Source organism: Mesorhizobium sp. M7A.F.Ca.CA.001.08.2.1, from assembly GCF_003998455.1.
Classification (GTDB): domain Bacteria; phylum Pseudomonadota; class Alphaproteobacteria; order Rhizobiales; family Rhizobiaceae; genus Mesorhizobium; species Mesorhizobium ciceri.
Window position 1 is genome coordinate 1 of the sequence record NZ_RZPW01000220.1, and the last position, 8,588, is coordinate 8,588.

Below are 8,588 nucleotides of genomic sequence, written 5' to 3' on the forward strand. Positions count from 1 at the left end.
AGCCATCCCAGCGCCAGAGCGCGCCTTCACGGCTGACCAGCCGCTGGCCGGGAGCAAGCAGCGGCTGCAACCGGCGGCCATCGCCGGCGGCATCGACGATACCGATCTGCGCCAGGCGGCGGGCGAGCTGTGCCGGCGCGTGGACCACGCTGGCAAGGCTCTTCACGCCTTCCGGCAGAGCCGCGTCGCCGGGTTGGATCGCGCCTTCGCCCCAATGCACCGGCGCGCTGCGGTCGAGCGGCACGTCGAGGTCTTCCCCAAGGGCTGCACCCAGCGCCGTTTCGAAACCGCGATCGACGCTGATCTGCTCCAGCACGGCCGGGAAGAGATCGCCGCTGGCGGCATTGAGGATTTTTGCCAGCGTGCGCGCTTCGGTTTCGATCCGTGCCAGCTCGGCCCTGGCATCCTGGAGCGGTGGCCGGGCAGCGCTTTCGGCAGCACGGGCATCGATGACCGACTGCTCGGCCTCGGACACGGCAGCCTCGGCCTCCTCCAGCAGCGCCATGGCCTGTTCGACCAGCACGCGCTTCTCGGCCGGATCGGGCAGGCCAGCGACCTTGGAGAGTATCTCCGACAATTCCCGGTCGACATCGGCAAGCTGACGCGCGAAGCGGTCGCGGCGCTCGGCGGTGTCGCGCAGCGTCCGTTCGATCTGGTTGCGCGAGGCGGCAGCCTCGGCCCGCTCGGCAGTCAGCGCGGCGAGTTTGGCTTCGCTTTGTGAAAGCGTAGATGCCGCTTGTTCGAAAGCCGCGCGGGTGGTGGCCTCGCGCTCGGCGGCACCAGCATTTTCCGAATTGAGTGCCGCCTCTTCAGTGCGCAGGCGCTCGAGAATGTCCGCATTGTCGCGGACCATGCGCTCCTCACGCGCGATATCGCCGTCGAGCTGCTGCAGCCGGCGCTCGAGTTCGCTCTGACGGGCGCGGATGCGGTGGGCTTCCTCTTCGATCTGCGACTTGGCGATCGAGAGGCGCTGGAAGGCAGCGGCGGCGGCGGCTTCCGCGTCGCGCAGGTCCGGCAGCCGATGGGCGCCTATGCCTTGCTCCCTGGCGGCGGCCATCTGGGCCGCGGCGCGGTCGCCGACCAGTGCCGTGGCAACCGCCAGCGCCGAACGCGCCTCGCCTTCCTGGGTTTTGGCCAGCGTCCAGCGCAAATGCAAGAGCGTCGCTTCTGCCTTGCGGATATCGGCCGACAGGTTCTTGAAGCGGGACGCCTGGCGCGCCTGGCGCTTCAGGCTTTCGATCTGGCTTTCCAGCTCGCCGACGACGTCGTCCAGCCGTTCCAGGTTCTGTTCGGCCGCCTTCAGCCGCAGTTCTGCCTCGTGGCGGCGGGTGTGCAGGCCGGAAATGCCTGCCGCCTCTTCGAGCAGGGCGCGGCGTGCCTGGGGCTTGGCCTGGATCAGTTCGCCGATGCGGCCCTGGCCGACCATCGACGGCGAACGCGCACCGGTCGACTGGTCGGCGAACAGAAGCTGCACGTCCTTGGCGCGGGCCTCCTTGCCGTTGATACGGTAAAGCGAGCCGGCCTCGCGCTCGATGCGGCGCGACACCTGCAGTTCGTCGGCATCGTTGAAGGCAGCAGGCGCCGAGCGGTCGCTGTTGTCGAGGAAAAGCGTGACTTCGGCGGTGTTGCGCGCCGGACGCGTGCCCGAGCCGGAGAAGATGACGTCGTCCATGCCGGACGCGCGCATATTCTTGTAGGAGCTTTCGCCCATCACCCAGCGCAACGCCTCGACAAGGTTCGACTTGCCGCAGCCATTCGGTCCGACAATGCCGGTCAGGCCGCGTTCGATGACGAACTCGCCGGGCTCGACGAAGGACTTGAAACCGAGGAGGCGAAGGCGCGAAAACTTCATTCGCGCCGCCCGCTAAGCGGATTTCGGTGGTTTTGCGAAAGGAAGTCGCGGCACGACGAGAAGCCGCGCACGCCGAAGCGCCGCCGCCTCAGGGCTGACTGGACGTCAGAGCAGAGGGTCGATGATGGCCGACATTTCCTCAATCGACATCGCCCCCTTGTAGGTCTTACCGTTGATGAAGAAGGTCGGTGTCGAGTCGACCTTGAATTCATTGGCGCCGCGCTTCTGGACCGATCTCACATCGTCCAGAAGTTTCTGGTCCGTCAAGCAGGCCTCGAAGGACTCCTGTGTAAAACCGGCGAGCTTCGAGATTTGCAGCAGCGCATCCTTGGTATTCTGGACGCCAACCCAGTTCGCCTGCTGCCGGAACAGGACGTCGACCATGGGGTAATAGTTATCCTTGGCGCAGCGCGCCAGCATAAAACCGGCTTCGGCGCTCGGGTCGAACGGGAATTCGCGCAGGATGTAGCGAACCTTGCCGGTGTCGATGTACTTGGTCTTCAGGTCCGGAAAGGTGGTCTCGGCGAAATGCGCGCAATGCGGGCAGGTCATCGAGGCGTATTCGACGATGGTGACCTTGGCGTCGTCCTTGCCAAGCTGCTTGTCGGGCAGCGCGCCCGGCTTCATCAGTTCCGTCATGTCCACGGTGCCCTGGGCTTCCGGCGCGGTGGCGGCGGCCGGCGTGGCCGGCTTTGCGGGAGCGGCCGGCTCAGCGGGCTTCACATTCGCAGCCTTCGCCTCCTCGCCAGAGTCGCTGCAGGCCGCGAGCAGGGCCACCGCCGGAATGGCGGCCAGCGAAGACAGGACGTTTCTGCGAGACAAGCTTTGGCCAAACGGGGGACGGTTCATACGAATCACCTGACAAGGGTTGGATTTTGCAATGCAAAGACACGAAAAGGCGAGAGTTGGCGCGAATTAAGGCATCTCGATCCCCAATCCAATCGCGAAACCTGACAAGGGCGATCACGAATGCGAGATATAGACGACGAATCCATGACTTTCTTCAAGACGCTTATGATTTTCTCTCCCCAATAATGGTCGCGCCAAGTTTCTCCAGCGAGGCGCGCAGTCCTTCATTATCGACCAGGCCGACAGTCCCCGACAATTTCGTCTTCTCAGCCGCGGTCAGCGGTCTCAGGGCCGGTCTGCGCTTTCCTTTGTCGGCTGTCACCGGCTTCTGCAGGATCCTGATGCGGTTGATGGCGGTGAAGCCGAGGAAGGCGTTGACCCGGTTGATGATCTCGCCCGTCTCGTGCTGCAGATGAAGTGCCGCCATGCCTTCGCAGGCAATGACCAGCACGGCCGGCTCGAACGGATCGTCCTCATGCATACGGCGCGGCCACTGGATTTTTTCGGGGCGCGAGTGGCTGGCCAGCCGTGGGCCGGCGATCTCGTCCCATGACTGGACGAGGCCGATCGAAATGCCGGCCCGCTTGCGCAGCACCGGATCGAGGATCCTGGTCGCGAGATCGCTGACCGGGACGGGATTGCCGTAGGGCGTTCTCCCTGCCATGTACGTCCTCCAGCCACGACCCCAGCAGATACCGGCCAGGCCAATACAAGATCAATGGCACCAGCAGACCAGACCCGCAAGACCGCATCCTGGGATAGTGGCAAAGCCACATCCGGAGATAGCAGCATAGCTGCATCTGGAGATAGCAGCACAGCTGCATCCGGTGTCAGCGACGATATCGCATCCCGCCTGCTCGGCTGGTATGATGTGCATCACCGTGAATTGCCGTGGCGCATCACGCCCCGTGAGCATGCACGCGGCGTGCGGCCTGATCCCTACCGCATCTGGCTCTCCGAGGTCATGCTGCAGCAGACCACCGTCGAAGCAGTGAAGGCCTATTTCCGGGTATTCGTCGAGAAATGGCCCGATGTCGAGGCGCTGGCCGCGGCGCCGACCGAGGACGTGATGAAGGCGTGGGCGGGGCTCGGTTACTACTCCCGCGCCCGCAATCTCAAGGCTTGTGCCGATCTTGTGGCCGAGCGTGGCGGCCGGTTTCCCGACACGGAGACGGGTTTGAGAGAGCTGCCCGGCATCGGCGCCTATACGTCGGCGGCCATCACGGCGATTGCCTTCGATCGCCCCGCCGCGGTTGTCGACGGCAATGTCGAACGTGTCATCTCCCGGCTGTTTTCGATCACAACCCCGCTCAGCGAAGCCAAGCCCGAGATCCGCGCCCATGTCGAGCGCATGGTGCCCGGGATAAGGCCTGGCGACTTCGCCCAGGCGATGATGGATCTCGGCGCCACCATCTGCACGCCACGCCGGCCACGCTGCATGCTGTGCCCGCTGCGCGAAGACTGCGACGCCGTCGTTTCAGGCGATCCCGAGCACTTCCCGGTGCGCCTGCCCAAAGCCGACAAGCCGCAGCGGCACGGCGCGGCCTTTGTCGCCGTGCGGGCCGACGGCGCCATCCTTCTGCGCAAACGGGCGGAGAAGGGCTTGCTCGGCGGCATGACCGAGGTGCCGACGACAGGCTGGACCGCGCGCATCGATGGGGCAACCACGCAAGCGGCCGCGCCGTTTCCCGCCGATTGGCGGCATGCGGGCCGCATTGCGCATGTCTTCACGCATTTCGCTCTCCAACTCGAAGTCTTTCACGCTCACATCAAAGGTGATGTGCCAGACGGGCATTTCTGGTCGCTGGCCCACGAGATTTCCGGCGAGGCGCTGCCCACTGTCATGAAAAAGGCAATCGAGGCTGCGATACCCGGCGCGACGAAAAAGCCGTCGCCACACAGTGCAAAGAGGCCTCATGACTGAAATACGCCACATCGTTTTCGACATCGGCCGCGTGCTGATCCATTACGATCCCAACATTCCGTTCAGCCGCCTTATTCCGGATGCCGAAGAGAGAAAGTGGTTTTTCGACAATGTCTGCACGCATGATTGGAACATCGAGCAGGATCGCGGCCGGACCTGGGAAGAGGCCGAGGCGCTGCTGATCGCGGACCATCCCGATCACGCGGAAAACATCCGCGGTTTCCGCCGCCACTGGCACGAGATGGTGCCGCATGCCTATAAGGACAGCGTCGCCATCATGGTCGGTCTGATCGAGAGCGGCCACGACGTGACCATGCTGACCAATTTCGCCAGCGACACGCTGGCCGAGGCCCGCGAGCGCTTCGATTTCCTCAATCGTCCGCGCGGCGTGACGGTGTCGGCCGATATCCGCCAGATCAAGCCCGACCGAGCCATCTACGATCACCACGTCGCCGCATTCGGCCTCGAACCGGCCGCGACGCTGTTCATCGATGACAGCCAGAAGAATGTCGACGGCGCCAAGGCGGCAGGCTGGCAATCGGTGCTGTTCACCGACGCAAGGACGCTCCAAGCAGACCTTGAACGTCTCGGAATCAAGGCCTGATTTGAATCGCTTCGCGCGATCCGTTGAGCCTTTGAATCAACGGCATTCGAAGCAATTGGCAGGGGCTCAGGCCCCTGCCCGCTCCATGCCGAGCCGCGCGATGCGGCGAAGCTCGTCGATCGGGGTCAGGCCACCGCTGCGCTCATAGTGCCAGAAGGTCCAGCCGTTGCAGGCATCCAGCCCCTGCACTTCGGCGCCGACCTTGTGGATCGAACCGGCGCTGTCGCCGATCGCCACCGTGCCGTCGGCCCGCACCTTGGCCGCCCAGCGCTTCTTGGCATCGTAGAGCGTCGCACCCGGCATCATCAGGCCGGTGTCGATCAGGCTGACGAAGGCAACGCGCGGCTCGGCGCGCTTGCCCGTGAGAACGGTGAGATCGGCACCATCCAGCGGCCGCACCGCGTCGATGCGCTCGTTGGCGGCGTCGATGTAGGCCTGCTCGCGCTCGATGCCAACGAAATGGCGGCCGAGACGCTTGGCCACCGCGCCTGTGGTGCCGGAGCCGAAGAAGGGATCGAGCACGATGTCGCCCGGTTTGGTCGAGGCCATCATGATGCGGGCAAGCAGCGCTTCCGGCTTTTGGGTCGGATGCAGCTTGTCGCCATTGTCGTTTTTCAGCCGCTCGCCGCCGGTGCAGATCGGAAACAGCCAGTCGGAGCGCATCTGGATGTCGTCGTTGGACGCCTTCATCGCTTCGTAGTTGAAGGTATAGCCCTTGCCCTTCTGGTCGCGCGTGGCCCAGATCATCGTCTCATGCGCGTTCTGGAAACGGCGGCCGCGGAAATTCGGCATCGGGTTGGTCTTGCGCCAGACGACGTCGTTGAGGATCCAGAAGCCGAGATCCTGCATCTTGGCGCCGACACGGAAGATGTTGTGATAGGAGCCGATGACCCAGATGGTGCCGTTGGGCTTCAGCACCCGGCGCGCCGCCAGCAGCCAGGCACGCGTGAAAGCGTCATAGGCCTCGAAACTCTCGAACTGGTCCCAATCGTCGTCAACGGCGTCGACCTTCGACTGATCAGGGCGGTGCAGGTCGCCGTCGAGCTGCAGATTGTAGGGTGGGTCGGCGAAGATGACGTCGATCGACTTTTCGGGCAACCGGTCGAGTGCTGCGACGCAGTCGCCCTTGAGGATCGTGTCCAGCCATTCGGATTGCTGGGGAGCGTGGGATAGCTCGTCGAGAAGACGCACGGCAGACATTCTGACACCCAAGGCACGCGTTACTGTTTACTCTCCGTTATGGTTACCGATCAGCGTAAATATTCCGTGAAGGCCGCTGAATTTGCGAAGGTGGCCCTGTTGGTGTATGCCGCGCCGCCTGAGCCTCCCGAGGCCCCTTCATCCTCCCATTGTCCGGATCACCATGCCCCAGCCAGACCTTGTCATCTTCGATTGCGACGGCGTGCTCGTCGATTCCGAAATCATCGCCGCCCGCGTCGAGGCGGAACTGCTGACCCTGGCCGGGTACGAAATATCGGCTGAAGAGATTTCCGAGACCTATGCCGGACTGACCTTCAAGGACATCATGATGCGGGTCGAGGAGAAATCCAGCATTCCGTTCCAGGCTTCGCTGATCGACCGTGCCGAGGACCTGGTCGACCGCAAATTGCGCAGCGACGTCCGCGCCATAGATGGGGTTCGCGAGGCGGTCGCCGCGGTAACGGCGCCGCGCTGCGTCTGCTCGAATTCTCGCTCGGAGCGGATCGAGTTCATGCTGGAGAAGGTGCATCTGCTGCCGTTTTTCGCCGGCCGTATCTTTTCGGCGCTGGAAATACCAAGCAAGAAGACCAAGCCGGCGCCCGACGTGTTCCTGTTCGCGGCGGAGACGCTCAACGCCAACCCGGCGAACACTTTCGTCATCGAGGATTCCGTGCACGGCGTCCACGGCGCCAGGGCGGCAGGCATGCGGGTGATCGGCTTCACCGGCGCCGCCCACAGCTATCCCGGCCATGCCGACGCGCTGACCGAAGCCGGCGCCGAAACGGTCATCCGCCGCTGGGCGGAGCTGAAAAGCGTGATCGCGGCACTGTCGGAGTGGTCGGATGCCTGAGAAGCGTGCGCCGCGACGCACGCCTCATGCAACTGCCGAGACCTAGTTCGTCGCGGCAGCCCTCTTGCGGCGGGTCTTCTTCGACTTGTCGGCCGTTGCCTGATGCGCGGTTTCGTCATAGCCGGCAAAGGCCTGATAATCCTGGGCCGTCGGCTCGGGCACGACGACATTGGAATCGGTGAAGACGAACTGCGTGGCAACCGAAGGATCGGTGACCTGGACCTGATACTGGTGGAGCTGCGAATAGAGGACCTCGGTGCCGTGCATCACCGCCGTTCGGATCGGCATGGTGATCGTGCCTGGAGAAAACTTCGGTCCGGGGACAATCTTGCCGGCGACCGCAATCTTCATCGTCAACTGGCCGTTGGCACGGCTGCAGTCGCGTGTCACGTCGCTGACCGACGCCTGGTAGATGATGTTGGCCGAATCGTCGGGCGGCGTTGCAGCAGCGGCGTCAGCCTCGGCCTGGGCCGCGGCATCCTGCGCGGCATCGCCGGTCTTCTTGATCCTGGGCTTGGGCTTCTGAGCTTCCCTGGAATAGGTGTTGAAGAAGGCCGTGCCGTCCCGCACCGTCACCCTGGGACAATAGGCCTGCAACTGGCTGGCCAGGATCTTGGGATCCTGCGGCGGCGGTGGCGCCGTCGGGTCCTCCTTCTTGCCGATGCCGAGGTTCAGGATGCCATTGTCGCCCGATTGGCAGCCGGCGGCGGCAAGCATAAAGCCGGTGAGCGCAAGACCCGCCAAAAAGCGACCACTGAATGTACGAAACGCCATGAAACTGCACTTCCCTCTCGCAAAGCTGGTGACGTATATCAACCGCGCGGCAAAAATGCGACTGAGCCAGCGCAGAATTAACCACCTTGCGGTGGACGGAAAAAGCCAGGCAGTAACGGAATTGTGACATGCACTATGTGAGTACCCGCGGGGAAGCCCCCGTTCTTGGATTTTCCGACGCCGTGCTGGCTGGGCTGGCGCGCGACGGCGGGCTCTACGTGCCGCGCGAGTGGCCACAGTTTTCCGCCGCCGAGATCCGCGCCATGCGCGGCCTTGCCTATCCCGACCTTGCCATCCGCGTGCTGTCGCCGTTCCTTGGCGGCGAAATCCCGGCGCCCGTCTTCGAGCGGCTGGTCCGCGAAGCCTATGCCACCTTCCGCCACGAGGCCGTCTGCCCGCTGGTGCAGACCGGCCCCAACACCTTCGTCCTGGAACTCTTCCACGGGCCGACGCTCGCCTTCAAGGACGTGGCGATGCAGCTTCTGGCCCGGCTGATGGACCATGTGCTTGCCGAACGCGACCAGCACGCCACCAT

At 64.0% G+C, this 8,588-nt stretch carries 9 protein-coding genes and 1 pseudogene; 5 read left to right on the forward strand and 5 right to left on the reverse strand.

The window, feature by feature from the left end:
* The 3 genes from EN914_RS15110 to EN914_RS15120 form a co-directional block, all read right to left on the reverse strand.
* On the reverse strand, positions 1-1,852 hold a 1,852-nt coding region (locus EN914_RS15110; RefSeq protein ID WP_164778743.1), incomplete at its 3' end, for a chromosome segregation SMC family protein.
* Between the two features lie 105 nt (positions 1,853-1,957).
* Positions 1,958-2,701: a DsbA family protein gene (locus EN914_RS15115; protein ID WP_013532754.1), complete on the reverse strand. Its 744-nt coding sequence runs from the start codon at positions 2,699-2,701 to the stop codon at positions 1,958-1,960.
* Positions 2,702-2,864: 163 nt separating this feature from the next.
* Positions 2,865-3,365, reverse strand: coding sequence for a DUF721 domain-containing protein (locus EN914_RS15120; protein ID WP_013532755.1), 501 nt, complete (start codon positions 3,363-3,365; stop codon positions 2,865-2,867).
* A 54-nt stretch (positions 3,366-3,419) separates the two neighbouring features.
* Between EN914_RS15120 and mutY the strand changes: the two genes are divergently transcribed.
* Both mutY and EN914_RS15130 read left to right on the forward strand, forming a co-directional pair.
* Entirely contained in the window at positions 3,420-4,625 is a 1,206-nt protein-coding gene (gene mutY, locus EN914_RS15125) for an A/G-specific adenine glycosylase (RefSeq protein WP_024503626.1), read from the forward strand.
* Positions 4,618-5,229 carry an HAD family phosphatase gene (locus EN914_RS15130; RefSeq protein WP_024503625.1) on the forward strand — a complete coding sequence of 204 codons (612 nt, stop codon included), beginning with the start codon at positions 4,618-4,620 and terminating at the stop codon, positions 5,227-5,229. Before mutY ends, EN914_RS15130 begins: the two co-directional genes overlap by 8 nt.
* Positions 5,230-5,295: 66 nt before the next feature.
* On the opposite strand, the gene EN914_RS15135 is transcribed toward EN914_RS15130, so the two are convergent.
* Positions 5,296-6,429: a site-specific DNA-methyltransferase gene (locus EN914_RS15135; RefSeq protein ID WP_013532758.1), complete on the reverse strand. Its 1,134-nt coding sequence runs from the start codon at positions 6,427-6,429 to the stop codon at positions 5,296-5,298.
* Between the two features lie 163 nt (positions 6,430-6,592).
* On the opposite strand from EN914_RS15135, the gene EN914_RS15140 reads away from it, so the two are divergent.
* Positions 6,593-7,279 (forward strand): HAD family hydrolase, encoded by a 687-nt coding sequence (locus EN914_RS15140; RefSeq protein WP_024503624.1) that lies wholly within the window; start codon positions 6,593-6,595, stop codon positions 7,277-7,279.
* Positions 7,280-7,321: 42 nt separating this feature from the next.
* Here EN914_RS15140 and EN914_RS15145 read toward each other — a convergent pair whose 3' ends face one another.
* Complete coding sequence (locus EN914_RS15145) at positions 7,322-8,053, reverse strand: hypothetical protein (RefSeq protein WP_024503623.1); 732 nt, start codon at positions 8,051-8,053, stop codon at positions 7,322-7,324.
* Here EN914_RS15145 and EN914_RS39880 point away from each other — a divergent pair.
* Both EN914_RS39880 and EN914_RS15150 read left to right on the forward strand, forming a co-directional pair.
* Entirely contained in the window at positions 8,052-8,180 is a 129-nt protein-coding gene (locus EN914_RS39880) for a hypothetical protein (RefSeq protein ID WP_255337193.1), read from the forward strand. The genes EN914_RS15145 and EN914_RS39880 overlap by 2 nt on opposite strands.
* A 1-nt stretch (position 8,181) precedes the next feature.
* Positions 8,182-8,588, forward strand: a pseudogene (locus tag EN914_RS15150) (threonine synthase); the annotation flags it as partial.